Annotated in this window: 17 protein-coding genes; 6 read left to right on the top strand and 11 right to left on the bottom strand. The window is 57.3% G+C overall.

The window, feature by feature from the left end; genetic code table 11:
- Window positions 1-22: 22 nt before the first annotated feature.
- The gene (gene nifJ / locus CAFE_RS14765) at window positions 23-3,586 is read left to right on the top strand and encodes a pyruvate:ferredoxin (flavodoxin) oxidoreductase (protein WP_156991048.1); all 3,564 of its coding nucleotides are present in this window, start codon (window positions 23-25) and stop codon (window positions 3,584-3,586) included.
- Window positions 3,587-3,661: 75 nt separating this feature from the next.
- Here nifJ and CAFE_RS14760 read toward each other — a convergent pair whose 3' ends face one another.
- The 3 genes from CAFE_RS14760 to CAFE_RS14750 form a co-directional block, all read right to left on the bottom strand.
- The gene (locus CAFE_RS14760) at window positions 3,662-4,090 is read right to left on the bottom strand and encodes a CBS domain-containing protein (protein WP_066647106.1); all 429 of its coding nucleotides are present in this window, start codon (window positions 4,088-4,090) and stop codon (window positions 3,662-3,664) included.
- Between the two features lie 104 nt (window positions 4,091-4,194).
- Window positions 4,195-4,704 (bottom strand): hypothetical protein, encoded by a 510-nt coding sequence (locus CAFE_RS14755; RefSeq protein WP_156991047.1) that lies wholly within the window; start codon window positions 4,702-4,704, stop codon window positions 4,195-4,197.
- Window positions 4,705-5,137: 433 nt separating this feature from the next.
- Complete coding sequence (locus CAFE_RS14750; protein WP_066646807.1) at window positions 5,138-5,443, bottom strand: hypothetical protein; 306 nt, start codon at window positions 5,441-5,443, stop codon at window positions 5,138-5,140.
- A gap of 192 nt (window positions 5,444-5,635) precedes the next feature.
- Between CAFE_RS14750 and CAFE_RS14745 the strand changes: the two genes are divergently transcribed.
- Window positions 5,636-7,039, top strand: coding sequence for a S1C family serine protease (locus CAFE_RS14745; protein ID WP_156991046.1), 1,404 nt, complete (start codon window positions 5,636-5,638; stop codon window positions 7,037-7,039).
- A gap of 108 nt (window positions 7,040-7,147) precedes the next feature.
- On the opposite strand, the gene CAFE_RS14740 is transcribed toward CAFE_RS14745, so the two are convergent.
- The 5 genes from CAFE_RS14740 to CAFE_RS14720 are packed head-to-tail and all read right to left on the bottom strand — an operon-like array spanning window position 7,148 to window position 12,132.
- Complete coding sequence (locus CAFE_RS14740) at window positions 7,148-7,927, bottom strand: GNAT family N-acetyltransferase (protein WP_156991045.1); 780 nt, start codon at window positions 7,925-7,927, stop codon at window positions 7,148-7,150.
- Between the two features lie 33 nt (window positions 7,928-7,960).
- Window positions 7,961-8,476 carry a hypothetical protein gene (locus CAFE_RS14735; protein WP_156991044.1) on the bottom strand — a complete coding sequence of 172 codons (516 nt, stop codon included), beginning with the start codon at window positions 8,474-8,476 and terminating at the stop codon, window positions 7,961-7,963.
- Between the two features lie 23 nt (window positions 8,477-8,499).
- The gene (locus CAFE_RS14730) at window positions 8,500-9,783 is read right to left on the bottom strand and encodes a competence/damage-inducible protein A (protein ID WP_156991043.1); all 1,284 of its coding nucleotides are present in this window, start codon (window positions 9,781-9,783) and stop codon (window positions 8,500-8,502) included.
- Between the two features lie 17 nt (window positions 9,784-9,800).
- Complete coding sequence (gene thiI, locus CAFE_RS14725) at window positions 9,801-10,979, bottom strand: tRNA uracil 4-sulfurtransferase ThiI (RefSeq protein ID WP_066646816.1); 1,179 nt, start codon at window positions 10,977-10,979, stop codon at window positions 9,801-9,803.
- 13 nt (window positions 10,980-10,992) lie between these two features.
- Window positions 10,993-12,132, bottom strand: coding sequence for a cysteine desulfurase family protein (locus CAFE_RS14720; protein ID WP_156991042.1), 1,140 nt, complete (start codon window positions 12,130-12,132; stop codon window positions 10,993-10,995).
- A gap of 571 nt (window positions 12,133-12,703) precedes the next feature.
- Here CAFE_RS14720 and CAFE_RS14715 point away from each other — a divergent pair.
- The 4 genes from CAFE_RS14715 (at window position 12,704) to CAFE_RS14700 (ending at window position 16,742) form a co-directional block, all read left to right on the top strand.
- On the top strand, window positions 12,704-14,269 hold the full coding sequence (locus tag CAFE_RS14715; RefSeq protein WP_066646821.1) for an ABC transporter substrate-binding protein: 1,566 nt from the start codon (window positions 12,704-12,706) through the stop codon (window positions 14,267-14,269).
- 105 nt (window positions 14,270-14,374) lie between these two features.
- Window positions 14,375-15,319 (top strand): ABC transporter permease, encoded by a 945-nt coding sequence (locus tag CAFE_RS14710; protein WP_156991041.1) that lies wholly within the window; start codon window positions 14,375-14,377, stop codon window positions 15,317-15,319.
- The gene (locus tag CAFE_RS14705) at window positions 15,316-16,107 is read left to right on the top strand and encodes an ABC transporter permease (RefSeq protein WP_156991040.1); all 792 of its coding nucleotides are present in this window, start codon (window positions 15,316-15,318) and stop codon (window positions 16,105-16,107) included. The genes CAFE_RS14710 and CAFE_RS14705 overlap by 4 nt, the downstream gene beginning before the upstream one ends.
- Window positions 16,108-16,400: 293 nt before the next feature.
- On the top strand, window positions 16,401-16,742 hold the full coding sequence (locus CAFE_RS14700) for a GNAT family N-acetyltransferase (protein ID WP_233452829.1): 342 nt from the start codon (window positions 16,401-16,403) through the stop codon (window positions 16,740-16,742).
- 2 nt (window positions 16,743-16,744) lie between these two features.
- Here the strand turns inward: CAFE_RS14700 and pstA are convergent, their stop codons facing one another.
- The 3 genes from pstA to CAFE_RS14685 all read right to left on the bottom strand — a co-directional run bounded on the left by pstA (window position 16,745) and on the right by CAFE_RS14685 (window position 19,563).
- A complete protein-coding gene (gene pstA, locus CAFE_RS14695) occupies window positions 16,745-17,632 on the bottom strand; it encodes a phosphate ABC transporter permease PstA (RefSeq protein WP_156991038.1) in 888 nt (295 codons plus the stop codon).
- Window positions 17,629-18,513 carry a phosphate ABC transporter permease subunit PstC gene (gene pstC / locus CAFE_RS14690; RefSeq protein WP_066646836.1) on the bottom strand — a complete coding sequence of 295 codons (885 nt, stop codon included), beginning with the start codon at window positions 18,511-18,513 and terminating at the stop codon, window positions 17,629-17,631. Before pstC ends, pstA begins: the two co-directional genes overlap by 4 nt.
- Before the next feature lie 99 nt (window positions 18,514-18,612).
- Window positions 18,613-19,563, bottom strand: a complete 951-nt coding sequence (locus CAFE_RS14685) for a phosphate ABC transporter substrate-binding protein (RefSeq protein ID WP_166525151.1) — start codon at window positions 19,561-19,563, stop codon at window positions 18,613-18,615.
- Window positions 19,564-19,686: the final 123 nt, after the last annotated feature.

Here is a 19,686-nt window from a genome sequence, read left to right as displayed (position 1 = left end):
CGTAAGGAGGAAAATAAGGACTATGGATTCAAGAAAAATGAAAACCATGGATGGCAACAACGCCGCCGCGTATGTGTCTTACGCCTTCACCGACGTTGCCGCCATCTACCCGATCACGCCTTCTTCCGTAATGGCGGATGAGACGGACAAGTACGCAGCCGCAGGAAAGAAAAACCTGTTCGGCCGTCAGGTCCAGATTACAGAAATGCAGTCGGAGGGCGGCGCATCCGGCGCGGTTCACGGCTCTCTGGCCGCGGGCGCGCTGACCACCACCTACACCGCTTCCCAGGGCCTTCTGCTGATGATCCCGAACATGTACAAGATCGCCGGCGAATTCCTTCCGGCCGTGATGCATGTTTCGGCGCGTTCCCTTTCGACGCAGGCTCTGTGCATTTTCGGCGACCATTCCGATATTTACGCGTGCCGCCAGACCGGGTTTGCCATGATCTGCTCCAACAGCCCGCAGGAGTGCATGGACCTCGGCGCCGTCGCCCATCTTTCCGCCATCAAGGGCAGCATGCCCATCATGCATTTCTTTGACGGTTTCCGCACCTCTCACGAAATCCAGAAGATTCACATCTGGGACGACAAGGACCTTGCGGGAATGCTCGACTGGGATGCTGTTGAAAGATTCCGCCGCAGCGCAATGAACCCGGAACATCCGGTAACAAAGGGCACAAGCGAAAACGACGACCTTTTCTTCCAGGTCAACGAAGCCAGCAACAGCCACTATGACGAGTTCCCCGAAGTCGTCGTGGACTATATGAATCAGGTCAACGCGAAACTCGGCACCGACTACAAGCCGTTCAACTACTACGGCGCGCCGGACGCGACGGAAGTCATCATCGCCATGGGCTCCGTCTGCGAGTGCGCGGAAGAAGTCGTCGATTACCTAAACGCCGCGGGCGAAAAGGTCGGCCTTGTCAAGGTTCACCTGTACCGTCCGTTTGTTTCAAAATATCTGCTCGACGTCCTGCCGAAAACCGTCAAGAAGATCAGCGTGCTCGACCGCACGAAAGAGCGCGGCTCCATCGGCGAACCGCTGTACCTCGACATCGTGGCCGGCCTGAAGGGCTCCGAATTTGAAACGACCCCGGTTTTCACCGGCCGTTACGGTCTCGGCTCCAAGGATACAAACCCGGGCCAGATCGTCGCCGTTTACCGCAACATGCAGTCCGCTTCCCCGAAGAAGCGCTTCACGATCGGCATCAACGACGATGTGACCAACCTGTCGCTTGACGTCAAGGAAAACCCGGACACCACCGCAAAGGGGACTCATTCCTGCAAATTCTGGGGTCTGGGTGCGGACGGCACCGTCGGCGCAAACAAGAACTCCATTAAGATTATCGGCGATCACACCGACATGTATGCGCAGGGCTACTTCGCCTACGATTCCAAAAAATCCGGCGGCCTGACGGTTTCCCATCTGCGTTTCGGCAGCAAGCCGATCAAATCCACCTACTATGTTACGAAGGCTGACTTCGTTGCGTGCCACAAGCCATCCTATGTCGAGTCTTTCGACATGGTTCAGGATATCAAGCCCGGCGGAAGCTTCCTGCTCAACTGCGAATGGGAAACCGTCGAAGAGCTTGACAAGCATCTGCCCGGCAAGATGAAGAAATATATTGCCGACAACAACATCAACTTCTATACCATCAACGGCGTAAAGCTTGGCAAGGAGCTGGGCCTCGGCGCCCGCATCAACACGGTTCTGCAGTCCGCGTTCTTCGCAATTGCCAACATCATCCCGAAGGACCAGGCCATTCAGTACCTGAAGGACGCAGCCACAAAGAGCTACGGCAAAAAGGGCGAAAAGGTTGTCGCAATGAACCACGCGGCGATTGAGCGCGGCTCTTCCGACTTCACAAAAGTAGAGGTTCCCGCCTCCTGGAAGAACGCGGTCGACGATTCCGTCATGCCGAAGGCAACCGGCGACGACAAGGATCTTGTCGAGTACGTAAACAAGGTTCTGATTCCGGCAAACCGTTACAAGGGCAACGAGATTCCGGTTTCCGACGTCATGAAGATGGCGGACGGCACCGTTCCTTCCGGCTCCTCCGCTTATGAGAAGCGCGGCATCGCGATCGATGTTCCGGAGTGGATTCCGGAAAACTGCATCCAGTGCAACCAGTGTTCCTATGTGTGCCCGCACGCGGTCATCCGCCCGGCCGTCATGACGGCCGAAGAAGCCGCCAAGGCTCCGGAAGACATGAAGATGAAGGACATGACCCTGATGCCGGGTTACAAATTCGGCATTACGATCTCCACGCTGGACTGCACGGGCTGCGGCTCCTGCGCAACAATCTGCCCCGGCATGAAGGGCAGCAAGGCTCTTGTCATGAAGCCGATGGACACCCAGCTGGACAGCCAGAAATACTACGATTTCGGGCTGACCCTTTCCGAAAAGCCGGAAATCACCGCCAAATTCAAGCCCACTACCGTCAAGGGCAGCCAGTTCAAGAAACCGCTGCTTGAATATTCCGGAGCATGCGCGGGCTGCGGCGAAACTCCTTACGCGAAGCTGGTCACACAGCTGTTCGGCGACAGGATGTACATCGCCAACGCAACCGGATGCTCCTCCATCTGGGGCGGCTCCGCACCGGCGACTCCGTACACCAAGAACGAAAAAGGCTTCGGCCCCGCGTGGAACAACTCCCTGTTTGAAGACAACGCGGAGTTCGGCTACGGCATGGCGCTTGCCAACAAAGCCATTCGCGGAAGACTATCCGATTATATTAAGGCCATCGAGGCATCCGGCGAAGCGTCCGAATCCCTCAAAAACGCCTGCAAGGCCTATTTTGATTCATTCGACAGCAGCCTTGAAAACCGCGAGCCGGCCGACAAGCTGATTGCCGAACTGGAAAAAGCCGCTTCCGGCAGCGGCGAGCTTGCATCTCTTGCCAAGAAGACGCTTGCCGATAAGGATTACCTCGCGAAGAAGTCCATGTGGATCTTCGGCGGCGACGGCTGGGCCTACGATATCGGATACGGCGGACTGGATCACGTCCTCGCTTCCGGCGAGAACGTCAATGTTCTGGTATTCGACACCGAGGTGTACTCCAACACCGGCGGGCAGGCTTCCAAATCCACCCCGATCGGTTCCGTCGCGCAGTTTGCCGCGACCGGTAAATCCACGAAGAAAAAGGATCTGCCGGGCATGGCCATGACCTACGGCTATGTCTATGTCGCTCACATTGCGATGGGCGCCGACTACAACCAGACCATCAAAGCGATCACGGAAGCCGAAAACTACAACGGCCCGTCCCTGATTGTCGCTTACGCTCCCTGCATCAACCAGGGCATCAAGGGCGGCATGGGCATCTCCCAGCTGGAAGAGAAGAAAGCCGTCGCTTCCGGCTACTGGAAGAACTTCCGCTATGATCCCCGTCTGGCCGAGCAGGGCAAGAACCCGTTCCAGCTCGACAGCAAGGCCCCGACGGAATCCTACCGCGACTTCATCATGGGCGAAGTCCGTTACAACTCCCTGACCCGCGCCTTCCCGGAGCGTGCCGAGAAGTTGTTCCAGAAAGCCGAGAAAGTTGCAAAAGAGGATTACGAGCACCTCGAGAAGCTCTCGAAGATGTAATCTCCGTTTCACAAAATCAGCCCCCGTACGGTTTTCGTACGGGGGCTTTTTGCGCTGAAAATGAAAGACTTTCGGTTACATTCGACTGTCTCCGGGCTGTGAGATCCCGCTGAGAGCCTCTCCCGCGCTGTTCTGGAAGGAGGGATCGATGGAGATGTCCCCGAGCGCCACAATTCCGACAAGGCTGTTGTGGTCGACGATCGGCAACCTGCGGATTTGCTGGTCGCTCATGAGCCGGGCTGCCTCGTGAACATCCATCTCAGGGGTTCCTACCACCGGGTGAGTGCTCATGACATCCGTTACCTTGCGGTCCGCGGTGTCCTGTCCCTGAGCAGTCGCCCGCAGGGTAATGTCCCTGTCGGTCACGATGCCGATCACTTCTTTTTGCCTGCAAACCGGAATTGACCCCACATGGTACTGTTTCATCAGCTTCGCCGCCTGCTCGACGGTATCTTCGGAACCGACGCAGGCAACATCCTTGGTCATAATATCTTTTACCTTCATCATTGCTCCACCTCATTCGTAGCCTAACCGGAAGCGGAGTGATTATGCAAAAACCCTGAAAAATAGCCGGTCGGCCCGGATGCTGCCGAAACCATCCTTTTCCTCTAATTGTCCCAGCGGAAATAACAAATCCGGTTTTCTTTCGTATCGATGACCGCACCCGAAATATGGTCATATGCTTCATCCCAAAAGGACGGCGGCGCGACCGGCAGTTTTTTGTCATTCTGGATTCGATAATAACCGCTTTTGGCGGAAAGGAATTGACGATAATAAGCCCGTGCTGCTTCGTCGGTGCTTCCGGCCAGTTCATCCAACAGCCCGTCGGCCAAATACTGCTTCATCGGAAGCCGTGACCAAACTGCCATATTGTTTTCGCCGAGCGCCGTCTTCATTTCATCGGAGGACAGCTGAAACAGATAAAACAGATCGCCGTCCGTGAAACCGTAATCCTTCTCGCTGAACACGATTTTCGGTTCGCCCGGCAGTTGAAACAGAAGGTCATTTTGAAAATCGAGGACTCTCTGATCCGGCTTTGTTGAAAAATGATGCCAGACAAGCAGTACGGATGCCAGAAGCAGTACCCCGGTCAGCGACAGAATGATTTTTTTCCGCATGAAAAACTCTCCGATCCTATGAAGCGATCCGGACTTCCAATTATTGATGGCATTGGAAGCCGGATCATATAGCCCACGTCTTTTAACGAATCCCGCGTTCCACTTTCTGAGTCCTGGAAGGATCCATCATTAAAATGAATTAATTTTCATAAAAGGCTTTAGCAAAGCTAAATACTCACCGTATAAATGCAGCAAAATATTACTCCAAAGCCAGAAACAAAATTCCACTCATAAGCTGGAAACAACCGCGGGTCTCGACACACCCATCTCCTGCGACAATCCCCGGCTTTTTCTCAGCTTTTGCAGCCGATCTGTGAACTCCATCGTATCACCTCGCAGTGATTATAAAGGAAAGAGCCGCCGGTTTCCGCCAAATGCGGCTTAAAATTTGTCAACCTGCGGTTGCGCGTGGGGTTCCCCCCGCCGGGCAGTTTTATCGGCCCGTGTTCCGTTCGGTGAGCCTGATCATCAACACGGCGAACGCGATCACAAAAACAGCGAATACGATTATAAGGATTTTATCATAAGGCGTAATCCGCCAATTATCCAGGACCCCGGCCGCAATGGCGAAAAAGCCGCCCGGCAGGCAAAACCAGCGGATCACCCGCGTATACTTTTCCTCCATCCCCTTTTTCACATGGTCGGTCCTGTAAAGCGACCCTCTCCCCGTAAATCCGCAGTACAGCATGTAAATCCCCGAAAGGCCCAGAAACAAGTCAAAAATCTGATTGTATCCCATTTAAAATTCCTCCGTTTCACCCGGATGCGGCGTATTTTTATTATACTCCAAAAAGACAGGCCGTCAACGATCGAGGGTGTCCGTCTTAACATAAATTTATTTTTTTATTCATAAAAATATTAATTGCTTATCATATCTTTTTCACAGTCATCCGCGATAATGAAATCAAACAAACAAGAAAGGATGATCGTCATGAGGAATCCATTCAGAAAGGACCGCGAAGACAAATCCGGTATTTCTGTCAAGAATTATGGCGCAGATTATCGCAGTGACTGGAGGGATTCTTCCGAACAGCCTAACCAGACCGTATGGCAGGGCGACTGCTATCACTCCTATCGTTCCCCAGGCACACCGACCCCGCAGGATCATTACGCCGAGCCGTCCTCCCCCGTGGTTTACCCCTCGGAGGCAGTTCCGAATCAACGGAAAAAGCATACGGTTCGGAATATTGTTGCCGGACTGACGGCATGCCTTGTCGTTTCCGCAAGCTCCGTCGCCGGGTTTGCCTATCTGATTAAAAACGGCACGGTCAAGCTGAATTCCGGCAGCACGACTCCGGCGTTTACCATCATGAAAGACGGAAGCTCCTCCGGCAATGTCAGCACAACGAATACGGGAACCTCCGGCAGCATGACTTTGGAACAGGTCGCGAGTAAAGTGGTTCCGTCGGTCGTGTGCATTCAGAATTATCAGGTCAACCAAAAAAACAGCCTTACCGTCGGCGGTTTTGGATCAAGCGATAATAACAACGAGGTTTCGCCGACGAGCGAAGGCAGCGGAATCATCGCAACCAGCGACGGCTACATTATCACAAACGCCCACGTAGTGGACAGCGCGTCTTCCCTGAAAGTAATTCTTTCCACCGGCAAGACCTATCAGGCGAAGCTGATCGGCAGCGACAGCGTCACGGACCTCGCTGTCATTAAAATAGACGCAACCGGCCTGACGGCCGCGGAATTCGGTTCCAGCAGCGACCTGCAGGTGGCGGATCAGGTCATGGCAATCGGCAATCCGGGCGGCCTGGAATTCAACTCTACCGTCACCGTCGGTTATGTTTCCGCTCTGAACCGTGAAATCACGAACTCCGAAACCGGCTACACCATGAAGTGCATCCAGACCGACGCTGCCATCAACCCCGGCAACTCCGGCGGCGCGCTGGTCAACATGAAGGGGCAGGTCGTTGGAATCAACTCCTCCAAGATCGTTGCCACCGGCTATGAGGGACTCGGCTTTTCCATCCCGATCAACGAGGCTCAGCCGATTATCAGCGACCTGAAGCAGTACGGCTATGTGAAAGACCGCGCGGTGCTCGGTATTTCCGGCCAATATATCGACAGCATGACTGCCCGTCTCTACGGCCTGCCGTCCGGCATGTACGTCTCTTCCGTCACCAGTACGGAGGTCACCAGCGCGGGCATCCAGAAAGGCGACGTCATCACAAAGATCGACGGAACCGACGTCACCAGCCTGAACGTAATTTCAGGGGAAATCGCTAAGAAAAAGCCAGGCGAAACGGTCACGCTCACCGTTGAGCGCGCTTTGACCGGCCAGACCTTCACGGCGACCGTCAAGCTTTTACAGGCAACCGGTAAATAAATCTTCAAAACCGAGAGGCGCCGTTAAGGTCCGCGATTTAGCCCAATATCAAAAACAGCTCTGAGCGAAATTTCGCTCAGAGCTGTTTTTGAGGAGTCAGCCCGCATTTCAAGCGTCGAAAACTTGGTATGCGCTCCCGGCTTTCTCATAAAATCCGTATTCATACTGCGTCTGAAAGCCCATACTTGAATAAAGACGGATCGCGTTTTGATTTCTGCTGTGGACAATCAGGTAAGCGGCCCGCGCGCCGTTTTCGGCCCCGAACCGCAGAATCGCGCCGCAGACCGCCGTTCCGATTCCCCCGCGGCGGAACTCCGGTTCCACATGCAGATCGTAAATGCCGACGTATCCGCGCTCCGCCGTGCCGTAACCGCAGCCGATGATTTTCCCCTGCCGCACCGCTTTCACGAAAACGCCTGGAACCGCGATATTTTCCAGCCCGCGGCAGTGCGTTTCCACCAAACCCGGACTTGAGACGCCGGTCAGCCGCGCCGATGCGGCCAGCCACTCTCGGTCCGGCACAGCCTCGCACCTTATCTCCGCGCGGGACTCCCCGGCACACTGCCCGAGCTCGGCAGACATTACGTTTACGGTTTTGATTTTCCGGTAGCCTCGCCGTTCCAGCTGTTCCGCCAGCTCCGGCTGACAAACCGGAGTCACTTTAAAGACAGAGGGAAGCCTGTTTTGTTCAAACAGCTTTTCGCACGCTTCAATTTTCCCGGCGGAACCTTCCCCTTCCAGCGGGCAGACGCAGTTGGCCCGGTAGGTGTAGCCCCGGTTCATCCGCAGAACCCACCCGTCCAGCAGAATTGTTTGGCGGGCCGGAATCGAATTGAGCAGCGCCTCCTCAAGAATTCGTATTGAGCCGTTTTTTTCGCAGATTTTCATCTTTCTTTGCCGCCTTCCGCGTCCGCATCGCCGTCATCCCGGTTCCGGAAGCGTTGCCGGCTGCTCTGGCGAAGCGTCCTCTTCATCAGTCGGAATCACAAAGCGTATTTCTTTTTGTTTCGGAATTTCGCCGCTGAGCCCGAATTTCATTTTCAGCCGCTCAAACGCCGCGGGCAGCATTTCCAAAATCTCGCTGGGGTCGTCCGGAAGAATCAGGATCGCGCGGTCTTGGCTCTCCACCAGATATCCGGTTGTTTCCCTTCCGGCCAGTTTCAGCACCCCGGCCGGCTCGCCGTCCCCGCCGATCGGCACGTGGAGCGTGCGGAACAGGGCTGCCGAACAAAGCGGACGGCCCGCGACGGCCTCGCTGACGACAAAGACCGCGGCTGCGTCTTTCAAAAGCGCCGCCATATTCGGATTCAGCCGTTCTTCCCGCGTGCAGACTCTCACCTGAACAAGCGGCAGCTGAAACCATCCGGCCGAGCGCCGGATGAGCTTTTCACAGACGGAAGTCCGTCTGGAACAGTAAAACAAAAGCCCCGCGTCCATTTCCCATTCCTCCCGCCTGTTCTTCAGCCGCCCTTTTTCATTTGACTATATGCGGCCTGCTCCACGCCGCCCAGCCCCTGCAGGCTGCGGCGGATCATGTCGAGCGCGTTGGAAGCCGCCATACCGCGCAGGTACCCGCGCCCGCGGTAACGCCCCGCCGGGCGCATCTCGCGGATTTTCACGCCGTCGCCGTCACACAGGGCAAGATAGACAAGCCCGACCGGCTTTTCTTCCGTTCCGCCGCCCGGTCCGGCCACGCCGGTGATGCCGATTCCGTAATCCGCGCCGGACCTTTCTTTGATCCCGCGCGCCATCGCCTCCGCCGTCTGCGGGCTGACCGCGCCGTATTGCCGCAGGGTCTCTTCCGGCACGCCCAGCAGCATGGTCTTGATCTCATTCGCATAGGTGACGCAGCCCATGTGAAACACGTCGGACGCGCCGGGAATATCCGTAATCCGTTTCGCGAGGAGCCCGCCCGTGCAGGATTCTGCCGTCGCGACCGTCTTTCCCCGCGCGGCAAGCTCTTTCACGACGGTCTCCTCCAGGCTTTCGACGTCAAGGCCGTAAACAAAGCCGCCAAGGCGCTTTTGCAGCTCCCTGACAACCGGTTCGCACATCGCTTCGGCAGCCGCCTCATCCGCGGCGCGCGCGGTCACGCGCACGAACATTTCCCCTTCCTTGGCATAGGTGGCCGCCGTCGGGTTCGGGCAGGCGCACAGATCGTCGATCAACTCCGCCACATACCCCTCGCCCAGCCCGAATACCCGGACGATGCGCGACACGATCGCGGCATTCTCCGCCTGCGTCAGGTAGGGGATCGCGTAGTTTTTCAGCATCGGGATCAATTCGAACGGCGGGCCGGGCAGCATGACGACCCTTTTCCCCGCATCCGTCGTAAAGCCGCAGCCCGGCGCGGTTCCGCAGTCGTTCCGGAAAACGGTGCAGCCCTCGGGCAGCATCGCCTGCTTTTTCTGCGTTTCCCCCAGAACGCGGCCTTTGAAATACTCCTCGATCCGGCGAAGGCTTTCTTCGTGCAGGACCAGCTTTTTGCCCGCGGCGGCCGCAACCGTCTCTTTGGTCAGGTCGTCGCCCGTCGGCCCGAGCCCTCCCGTGGTAATGAGGACGTCGCTGCGCGAAAGGGCAAGCTCGACGGCGGCTTTCAGGCGCTCCGGGTTATCGCCGACCGTGCAGGAATACAGCAGGCCGACGCCGGCCGACGACAGTTCCCGCGCAACAAATGCCGTGTCCGTGTTAATGGTATGCCCGAGCAGCAGCTCGGTCCCGACGGATATAATTTCAGCGTTCATTCTTTTTGCTTCTCCTTTTATCCCAACGGCGTAATCGGCGTTTTTTTGACGTTCGCAACGCACTCGTCAACCAGCGCGGCGCAGTCGAGCGCTTCCTCCGCCTTTTCCACATATTTGAGCGCCGGCTTGGTTCTGGGATGCTTCGGCGTGAACACCGTGCAGCAGTCCTCATAAGGCTGAATGGACAGCTCGTAGGTGTCGATGCGGGACGAGATTTCAACGATTTCCCGTTTGTCCATCCCGATCAAAGGACGAAAAACCGGCATGTTCGCCGCCGCGTCGGTGCAGACGATCGCTTCCAGCGTCTGGCTTGCGACCTGCCCCAGGCTTTCGCCGGTAATCAGCGCCCCGCAGCCCTCGTTCCGGGCGATTTTCTCAGCGCAGCGCATCATCAGGCGGCGCATGATAACAGTGAAAAGCTCCTCCGGGCAGTTCGCCATGATCTGCTCCTGCACCTTCGCGAACGGCACGGTAAACATCGTCATGCGGCCCGCGTAGGCCCCGACTTTCGTGAGCAGATCGCGGACCTTCTGCTCCGCGCGCTCGCTGGTGTAGGGCGGGCTGGCAAAGTGGACGGCGGTCAGCTCGACGCCGCGCCGCGCCATCATCCACGCGGCGACCGGGCTGTCGATTCCTCCGCTGATCAGGATCGCGGCCTTTCCGCCCGTGCCGACCGGGATGCCCCCCGCTCCGCGCTCCGCGTTGCCGTGAACATACGCGGCGGCGTCCCTCACTTCAATCCGGACGGTGTAGTCCGGATGATTGACGTCCACCCTCAGATTCGGGAACTTCGACAGAAGGTATCCGCCGGCTTCCTTGCAGATCTGCGGCGAATTCAGCGGAAATTGCTTGTCGGAGCGTTTGCTTTCCACCTTAAAGGTTTTTACCGCGGAAAGCGGCCCGCGCAGATACTCCGCGGCGGCGTCCAGAATCGTTTCCATCTTTTTCCCGACTTCGCACGCGCGGGTCAGCGAGGCGATTCCAAACACTTTGGAAAGCCGCTCCTGCGCGGTGAAAAGGTCCGCGTCCTCGTCCCTCGGCGTCACATAGATGGTGGACTGGCGCTCGTGAACCTCGAAGGAACCGAGTCCGTCGAGCCTGCGCCGGATATTTTTCAGCAGCGTTTCCTCAAAGCTGCGGCGGTTCAGCCCCTTGAGCACGACCTCGCCGAGCTTGAGCAGAATAATTTCTTTCATACGTTGATTCGCGTCAGAGCGGGCGGCGGGTCAGGCCGGAAAGGCCCTCCCGGAGCGCGCCGGCAAAAACGTCGATTTCCTCCTTTGTGTTATAGCGCGAAAAGCTCAGCCGAAGAGCGGAAGCGATGCGTTCCCTCGCAAGACCCATGGCGGAAAGCACATGGCTTTCCCTTCCGCGGGAACAGGCGGAACCCGACGAAAGGTAAATTCCCCGGTCGGAAAGAAAATGGAGCATGGTCTCCGCCCGCACGCCCACGGCGGAGAAATTCAAAATATAGGGCAGCGCGTCCGGCGCGGAATTGAATGTGACTTCCGGAATCGTTTCAAGCTTTCCCCGGCAGTACGCGTTCAGCTCTTCCATCGTGCGAAGCTCCGCGCGGGCCTCCGGCAAAGCGCCGACCGCCGCGCCGAATCCGGCGATGAGCGGCATCCCCTCGGTTCCGGGGCGGAGGTTCTTTTCCTGACCCCCGCCGAAAACATGCGGCTCCAAGTGGACGCCCCGGCGCACATACAAAGCGCCGACCCCTTTCGGCCCGTGGATCTTGTGGGCGCTCACGCTCATCAGGTCAATTCCCGCCTGGCGGGGGCGAAGCGGCAGCTTGCCGAACGCCTGCACCGCGTCCACATGGACAAGCGCGGGGCTCCCCGCCGCGCGCACCGCCTGAGCGGCCGCCTCCACGGGCAGGATGCTGCCCACCTCGTTGTTCACGCACATCAGGCTGACCAGAATCGTCTCACCGTTCACCGCGCCGGTAATCTGTTCGGCGGTGATATGCCCGAACGAATCGGGCTTTAAATAGGTAACCCGGAAGCCCTCCTGCTCCAGCCGTTTCATCACGTTTAAAACAGAGGGGTGTTCGATTTGCGTCGTTACAATATGGTTCCCGCGTTTTTTAAGGGCATGCGCCGCGCCGAACAGCGCGATGTTGTTGCTCTCCGTCCCGCCGGAGGTAAAATAGATTTCCTCTTTTTCCGCGCCGAGCCGCGCGGCCACCGCAGCGCGCGCCTCGTCCATCGCACGCTCCGCCCGAAAGCCGAGCGAATGCAGGGAAGACGGGTTGCCGTAGTTTTCCGTCATGGTCTCCATGACCTTTTCTGCGGCCTCGCGGCACACGCGGGTCGTGGAGGAATTGTCGAAATATAGCTCGCTCAAAGCGAAAAGCCTCCATTAAAATCAGTTTGGGTTTATTATACACCCAGTCCGCTTTTCGGGCAACGGTTTCATTCCGCGCAGTGAAAAGAGCCGCTCTTTGCGTTAATTTTTCTTAGAAAATGACCGATTTTTATTGACAAAGTTTTAACCGGCGTTTATCATAGTATCAAAATGACGGAACCATCCGGCGGTGCATCGAAGAAGGAGAAAAAGGGTACGCAACAGGATTGCGTGCAAAATGGCGCTCCTCCGTCCCGCGGGATCTTCCGGATATGGTTACGGCACCGGGACCCTCCTCAGGATTACTATCCTTTTTTTAGTTTGCCATAATATGACCGCAGTCCGGGTTTTTGCGTTGCTTCGAGCGGATTTCGCCGTGTTCGCCGGGGCATATGCCACCCGGGGTGTGGTTTTTTTTATGCGGCGGGGGCTGTTCCGGGTCCGGCGTTTTGGAATCCGCAGACTGCGGAACGAAAAAGCAAGTCCGCGCAAATTTCAAAGCGGAGGAATGTTCCGCCGTTTTTCGTACAAGATTTGAATACGGCCAATTCCGTTCTATAAGGAGACAGATATGAAAAAGAATTTCATCCGGAAGATTGCATCCGCCGTGCTCGCGGCGGCCGTTCTGCTGCCGCTTGCGGCCTGCGGCCCGGGCGGCGAGGCTTCCTCGTCCTCCTCTTCCGCCGCGCCGACCTCTTCTTCGGCGCAGTCCTCGCAGGCCTCCGGCGGAGAATTTGTATTCGGCATGCAGACCCAGCCCGACCACCTGGACCCGTTCCTTGCCGCTACTGCGGATACCCGCAGCATTCTGTTCAATATTTTCGAGGGTCTGGTCAAGCCGGATAAAGACGGCAATTTGATTCCCGCCGTCGCCCAAAGCTACGAAATGTCCAAGGACGCGACCAGCTACACGTTTCACATCCGCAAGGGGATTCAGTTCCAAAACGGGAACCCCGTGACCGCGGACGACGTAAAATATTCGCTCGACACCGCCGCGGGCCTTTCCGGCGGCAAAGTGCTGGTCGCGGACCTCGCCAAAATGAAATCGGTGGAAATCAAGGACGCCTCGACCGTCGTCGTGCATCTGAAACAGGCGGACTATGAGTTTCTGCCCTACCTTACGAGCGCGATTGTCCCGAAAGGCTACACGGAGCAGGACACGCACCCCATCGGCACGGGCCCGTTTGAATTCGAATCCTACTCCCCCCAGCAGTCGCTGGTTCTGAAAAAGAACCCGGATTACTGGCAGAAAGACCTGCCGAAGCTCGACAAGGTCACGTTCAAGCTGGAAAGCGACTCCAACGCCCTCTTAATGGATCTTCAGGGCGGCAGCGTGGACGGCGCCAGCATCGCGAACAACGTCGCCTCGCAGATCGGCAGCGGGTTCCAGCTGATTCAGGCAAACTCCAACTCGGTCCAAATGCTCGGGCTCAACAACAGCCGGAAGCCCTTCGACGACGTGAAAGTCCGCCGGGCGGTCAGCTGCGCCCTCAATCCCGACGAAATCATCAGCACGGTCAATTTCGGCAAGGCGGTCCGCGCGGGGACTCCGGTCATTCCCGGCCTGAAAAAGTATTTTGACGACAGCCTGACCCACGCCTACGACCAGAACACGCAGAAGGCAAAACAGCTTCTTTCCGAAGCCGGATACCCGAACGGCTTCTCCATGGCCATCACGGTTCCGTCGAACTACACCGTCCATGTCGACACCGCACAGGTGATGGTCAGCGAGCTGAAAAAGGCGGGCGTCACGGCAACCATCAAGCAGGTGGATTTTGCCACATGGCTCAGCGGGGTTTATACTCAGCGCAATTACGAAGCGACCGTCATTTCGGTCGACGGCACCACTCTTTCGCCCCGCAGTTACCTCGGCCGCTATCTGTCGGACGCATCGAACAATTTTGTGAACTATAAGAGCCCGGAATTCGATTCCGTCTACAAGCAGGCGGAAAACGAGCCGGATGAGGACAAGCGTGTGGAGCTTTACAAACAGGCGCAGGAGATTCTCTCCAAAGACGCCGCGAGCGTCTATATTCAGGATATCGCCAACCTGAACGTGCTCCGCGACGAGTTCTCCGGTTTTACGCCCTATCCGCTGTACGTCTTCGACGCTTCCACCATCTATCGCGCCAAATAGCAGGCCCCGCCCTGCGTGCGCGTCCGCCGCGGGTCCGTCTGAATGCGTCCCGGGACAAACGCGTAAAACGATTCCAATGTTTTTCACAGGAAGACAGGTACGGTTATGAAGTTTTACCTGAAAAAACTGCTGTCGCTGCTTTTGACTCTGCTGCTGGTCTCCGTGATGGCTTTCGCGGCTTTCAACCTGATCCCGGGCGACCCGGCGCAGCTGATTCTGGGCACGCAGGCAACGCCCGAGGCGCTTGCCGAGCTGCACCAAAAGCTGGGGCTTGACAAAAGCATGCCGGAGCGCTACGCCGGGTGGCTTTTGGGCCTGCTTCACGGCAACATGGGCACTTCGCTTCAGTATTCCCGCCCGGTTTCGGAGCTGATTGGCAGCCGGCTTCCGGTTACGGCGGCGCTTGCCCTGATGGCTCTTCTGCTGATTTTCACGGTCTCCGTACCCGTCGGCGTCTTTTCCGCGCAGAAGCGCGGCTCGCCGGTCGGGCGGCTGCTGGATTCCGTCACCATGCTGAACATCTCCATGCCGGGATTTTTTCTCGGGATCCTGTTTATCTGGATTTTCGGCCTGGTTCTGCACTTCTTTTCGCCCGGAGGCTACGTCGGCTGGCGGGAAAGCCCCGCTGGCTTTCTCCGTTACATGATCTTCCCGGCGCTTGCCGTCGCGCTGCCGAACATCGCGGTCGCATCGAAATTCCTGCGTTCCGCGCTTGTGGAGGAATCCGGCGCCGACTATGTCCGCACGGCGGTGAGCAAGGGCCTTTCCAAACATATCGTCCTGTACCGGCATATGCTGAAAAACGCGCTGATCCCGTTTCTGACCCTTTCCGGAATGATGGTCGCCGAAATCTTTTCCGGCAGCATCCTGATCGAGCAGGTTTTCGGCATTCCGGGAGTCGGGCGGCTGCTGATTTCCTCCATTCTTTCACGCGATTTTCCGCTTCTGGAATCTCTCGTCGTCTACCTTGCGTTTCTGGTCGTCCTCGCGAATTTCGCGGCGGATCTTCTGCTGCAGGCCGCCGACCCGCGCATCCGGGTGAAGCCATGAACAACGATCGCCGGTTTTCACTCCGCGTCGGGGCCGTGCTGATCTTCCTTGTCTGCTCCGCGGCCCTGATCAGCCTTTTTTACACGCCCTGCGATCCCTATGCCATCGACGCGGCGCAGCGCTTTCTGCCGCCGTCCCTCCACCACTGGTTCGGGACCGACAATTTCGGCCGGGACAATTTTTCCCGCGCCGTGACGGGCGCGCGGTATTCCCTGTTCGTCGCCTCCGTCACGGTGGCGCTCAGCTGCTTTTTCGGCGTTGTTCTCGGCCTGCTTTCCGGCTTTGCGGGCGGAATCGCGGATGAGATCATTCTGCGGCTGACGGACGCGCTCTCGTCCTTTCCCGCCGTACTGACGGCGCTGGTGGCCGTCACCGTATTCAGCGGCGGCAAATTCGCCATCATCCCCGCGCTGGCGATCGCGTTCCTGCCCAGCTTTATCCGGCTGACCCGCAGCGGCGCGATGCGGCTGAAAAATCTGGATTACATTCAGGCGGCATATGTTTCCGGCGCGTCGACCGCGCGGATCATGTTCCGGCACCTTCTGCCGAACCTGCTTCCGACGCTGATCCCGGCGGTGGTCGTCGGCCTTTCCAACGCGATTCTGGCGGAATCCGGCATGAGCTACCTCGGTTTGGGCATTCAGCCGCCGACCCCCAGCTGGGGCCGCATGCTGTTCGAGGGGCAGACCTATCTGTTCCATGCACCGTGGGAAACGCTTTCCGCCGGCCTGATGATGGTCCTTACGGTGCTGGGGTTTCACGCACTGGGGGAAAGCCTGGAAAAATAAACGCACCTGATAAACAGTTGTCCGGTTTTTCCGGACGGCTGTTTTTTCTATGATTTGACATTTTAAAAAGCGGATGCTATCATGAATTGAGAATTGAGAAATAAGGAGGACACAAGAATATTTGATTCTTTGCGTACGGGATGGCGCGGCTGCACCGCCCGGCAAAAGCTCGGCTTTCTTTCCGCAGTTTTCGCGGTTCTCGCTGCCGTCGTCTGCCTGTCCGCCTTTTTCACAGCGTTTTATTTTCAAAATACGGCGCAAAAGACCCCGCCGGCTCCGGGAAGAAAAACAACATGTTTGCCCGCGAACAGCCGGAGACCGTGCTCGGCAGCGCCGCGCTGAACGGTATTGTTCGGGGCTGTTTTCAGTCGTGCTTTCTCGGCTACCGGCTGGACGAAAAGAACCAGTGCCGCGGCTATATGACGGAAGCGGTTGAAGCCGTGACCGGCTACGCGTTCCGCGAACTGGGTCTGCACCGGATCGAAGCAAATGTGATGCCGCGCAACAAAGCCTCGCTGCGTGTTCTGGAAAAGGCGGGCTACCGGGAAGAAGGAGTTGCCAGGCGCTACCTGAAAATCAACGGCGTCCGGGAGGATCATATCCATATGGTACGTCTGAACGAAGCTCAGCCTTGAACTCAGTCTTTTCCGCCGGTCATTTTGCGGTCCAGGCGGTTGCCGATCGCGCGCGCCCCGATGCTGAAAACGAACACCATGATGATCAGCACCGCCGCGGACATGTCCGCCACCTGAGCCGCGTTCGGGGCAACCGCTTCCGTACGGGACGCCCAGATTTGCAGCGCCAGCGTCTCGCCCGGGCGAAACGGGTTAAACGGGCAGACGGGCGAAGAAAGCTTCCACCAGCGGGACCAGTTGATATCCGTACTCATGCCGGCCGTGTACAGCAGCGCGGCGGCCTCGCCGAATCCGCGCCCCGCCGCGAGAATTACGCCGGTGATGATGCGCGGCACGCAGCCGGGCAGCATCACGCGCAGAATCGTCTGGCGGTGCGTCGCGCCCAGACCGAAGCTGCCTTCCTTCCAGCTCTTCGGAATCGCGCGCAGCGCGTCCTCCGTCGTTGTGGTAATCAGCGGAAGGCTCAGAATCGAGACCGAGAGCGCGCCCGCCATCAGGCTCCATTTGCCGTGAACCATCACGACGAAAACAAGGTAACCGAACAAGCCTACCACAATGGACGGCAGTGAGGACAGGGTTTCAATACAGGTGCGGATAAAACCGGTCAGCCTGCCGTTTTTGGCGTATTCCGCCATATAGATCCCCGCGGCGACGCCGATCGGCACGCTGATCAGCAGGGCGAGAAAGACCAGATATACGGTGTTGAAAAATTGGTTCCCGATTCCCTCCGCGTTAAAGGCAAGCAGCGAACCGTCGAACTCCATGACGCCCTTGCCCAGGATATAAACGGTAAAAGCCGCGAGCAGCAGCAGAAAAAAGCCCGCCACCCCGTACAGGACGACCGTCATTACCCGGTCCGTCAGAATTGCGTTGCGGTGCCTCTGGTTCATCTTTCGCGTACCCCCTTGGAGGATATTTTCCGGACAATCAGTATAAAGGCAAAGGAAATGACCAGCAGCAGAAGCGCCATGGTCCACAAAGCGATGTTATACTCGCCGCCGTCCGCCGCGCCTCCCATGTCGGACGCGATGGCCGCCGTCAGGTTGTTGGTGGGCGACAGAATGCCGGTGGGAAACGCCTTCATTTTGCCGATTACCATGGCTACCGCGAGCGCTTCCCCAAACGCCCGGGCAAGGCCCAGAATCACGCCGGTCAGAATCCCCGGCCGGGCCGCCGGGACCAGCACGCGGCGGATCACCTGCCAGCGGGTGGAGCCAAGGCCGTAGGCCGCCTCCTGGTACTGCAGCGGAATATTCCGGATGGAATCGGCGGACACGCTCGTAATGGTCGGAAAAATCATGACCGCCAGCACGATTCCGCCGGCCAGCACGGAATACCCGTACTGCAGGTTGAAGATCTTCTGAATCAGCGGAACCAGAACCGTCAGTCCGACCCAGCCGTACACGACGGACGGAATCCCGACAAAAATCTCAACCGCGGGCTGGAGCAGCCGATTGCTGACGCGCGGGGAAATGACCGCCATGAAAATCGCGGCGGCGAGGCTGAACGGCGTCGCGATCAGCAGCGCGAGCAGGCAGATGCTGACGGAGCCGACGATAAAGATGGCCGCCCCGACCTGTCCCCCTCCCTGAAAGTCATCCGCGGGGTTCCAGTTGCTGGAAAACAAAAACTCCCATACCGAATGCTTGTAAAGGGTAAAGGTTCCGAGTCCTTTGTAGCACAGGAAGACTCCGATGGAAACGGTCAGCAGAATCAGGAACAAACCGCAGGCCGCAATCAAGCCCCTCCACACGGTTTCTTTTTTTGCCATATTCTTTCTCCTTCCTTCTTGAAACCGGCAAAAGACCGGACGGGTTTCGCCCGCCGGTCCAGCCGTTATGTCGGTTCTATCGTGAAAATTTTCCGTATCTTATTTTTTCGGGCCCGGATCCTGTCTTTCAACCGTCATCTTGGAGGCGACATTGTAGCCGAGGCCTTCCATGATCTTGCCGTATTCGTCGGACTGCATGTAGTCAATCAGCGCCTTTGCGACGCCCGCCGCATCGCCCTTTGTGTACATGTGCTCGTAACCCCAGACCTTGTATTTGCCGGCATAGGTGTTCTCCAGTGTGGGTTCCACGCCGTCAATCGCCATTGTTTTGATGTTTTCGTTCGGCTGAATCAGGTAGGAAAGAGCGACATAGCCGATTGCTCCCTTATGCTGGGATACCGTCTGAAGCAGGGTGCCGGAATCGTCCGTTTCCAGTGATTTGTTCGAGGCTTCCTCCGCGCCGTTGAGCGCATAGCTCTTAAACAGGGAGCGTGTTCCGGAGGTGGAGGGGCGTGTTACCAGAGTAATGGGTTCGTCCGGTCCGCCGACTTCTTTCCAGTTTTTCGTCTTTGCGGTAAAAATATCGATTAACTGCTGAGTCGTCAGGCTTGTGACCTTTTCGGCAACGTCAGCGTTGACGATCGGCGCCATGGTAATGACGCAAACCTTGTGATCGACCAGTGTTTTCGCCTGATCTTCCGTCAGCTTTTCATCCGCGAACACATCGGACATCCCGATATCCACCGTGCCGTCCGCGGACTGTTTCAGGCCTGTTCCGGAACCGCCGGCATTGAGCGTTACGGAAGCGTCCGGATTTGTCTGTTTAAACGCGTCAAGCGCGTTCTTTACCAGCGGATACAGCGCCGAGGAACCGGAAATTGTGCAGCTGCCGGTAACGCCCGCTTCGGAGGATGACGCTGCGGAAGAGGCCGCTTCGGAGGATCCCGCCTGGGAAGACGGAGTCTGGGAGGACGCGTTGGTGCCGGAGGAGCAGGCGGTTGTTCCGATCAGCATAGCTGCAACCATCAGAATCGACAGGTACTTTTTCATATACGATCTCCTTATCATTTTTTCTTTTCTCTCTGTTCTGCTTTCCATCTTAAAGGCTTCGCGTTAAGGGAAAGTTAGGCTAATTTTATTATCGTGTTATTTTTATGTTAAGAACAGGTTAAA

Origin of the sequence: Caproicibacter fermentans (assembly GCF_009746625.1) — a bacterium.
GTDB lineage: Bacteria > Bacillota > Clostridia > Oscillospirales > Acutalibacteraceae > Caproicibacter > Caproicibacter fermentans.
This window is presented reverse-complemented; position numbering and strand designations above follow the sequence as displayed.

Bases quoted from the DNA above. Each gene is read 5' to 3' on its own strand.
- CAFE_RS14710 (WP_156991041.1), top strand. From the start codon at position 14,375: ATGAAGTTTTACCTGAAAAAACTGCTGTCGCTGCTTTTGACTCTGCTG.
- CAFE_RS14705 (WP_156991040.1), top strand. From the start codon at position 15,316: ATGAACAACGATCGCCGGTTTTCACTCCGCGTCGGGGCCGTGCTGATC.
- CAFE_RS14715 (WP_066646821.1), top strand. From the start codon at position 12,704: ATGAAAAAGAATTTCATCCGGAAGATTGCATCCGCCGTGCTCGCGGCG.
- thiI (WP_066646816.1), bottom strand. From the start codon at position 10,979: ATGAAAGAAATTATTCTGCTCAAGCTCGGCGAGGTCGTGCTCAAGGGG.
- CAFE_RS14750 (WP_066646807.1), bottom strand. From the start codon at position 5,443: ATGGGATACAATCAGATTTTTGACTTGTTTCTGGGCCTTTCGGGGATT.
- CAFE_RS14745 (WP_156991046.1), top strand. From the start codon at position 5,636: ATGAGGAATCCATTCAGAAAGGACCGCGAAGACAAATCCGGTATTTCT.
- CAFE_RS14760 (WP_066647106.1), bottom strand. From the start codon at position 4,090: ATGAAGGTAAAAGATATTATGACCAAGGATGTTGCCTGCGTCGGTTCC.
- CAFE_RS14735 (WP_156991044.1), bottom strand. From the start codon at position 8,476: ATGGACGCGGGGCTTTTGTTTTACTGTTCCAGACGGACTTCCGTCTGT.
- nifJ (WP_156991048.1), top strand. From the start codon at position 23: ATGGATTCAAGAAAAATGAAAACCATGGATGGCAACAACGCCGCCGCG.
- pstC (WP_066646836.1), bottom strand. From the start codon at position 18,513: ATGGCAAAAAAAGAAACCGTGTGGAGGGGCTTGATTGCGGCCTGCGGT.
- CAFE_RS14685 (WP_166525151.1), bottom strand. From the start codon at position 19,563: ATGAAAAAGTACCTGTCGATTCTGATGGTTGCAGCTATGCTGATCGGA.
- CAFE_RS14700 (WP_233452829.1), top strand. From the start codon at position 16,401: ATGTTTGCCCGCGAACAGCCGGAGACCGTGCTCGGCAGCGCCGCGCTG.
- CAFE_RS14730 (WP_156991043.1), bottom strand. From the start codon at position 9,783: ATGAACGCTGAAATTATATCCGTCGGGACCGAGCTGCTGCTCGGGCAT.
- CAFE_RS14755 (WP_156991047.1), bottom strand. From the start codon at position 4,704: ATGCGGAAAAAAATCATTCTGTCGCTGACCGGGGTACTGCTTCTGGCA.
- CAFE_RS14740 (WP_156991045.1), bottom strand. From the start codon at position 7,927: ATGAAAATCTGCGAAAAAAACGGCTCAATACGAATTCTTGAGGAGGCG.
- pstA (WP_156991038.1), bottom strand. From the start codon at position 17,632: ATGAACCAGAGGCACCGCAACGCAATTCTGACGGACCGGGTAATGACG.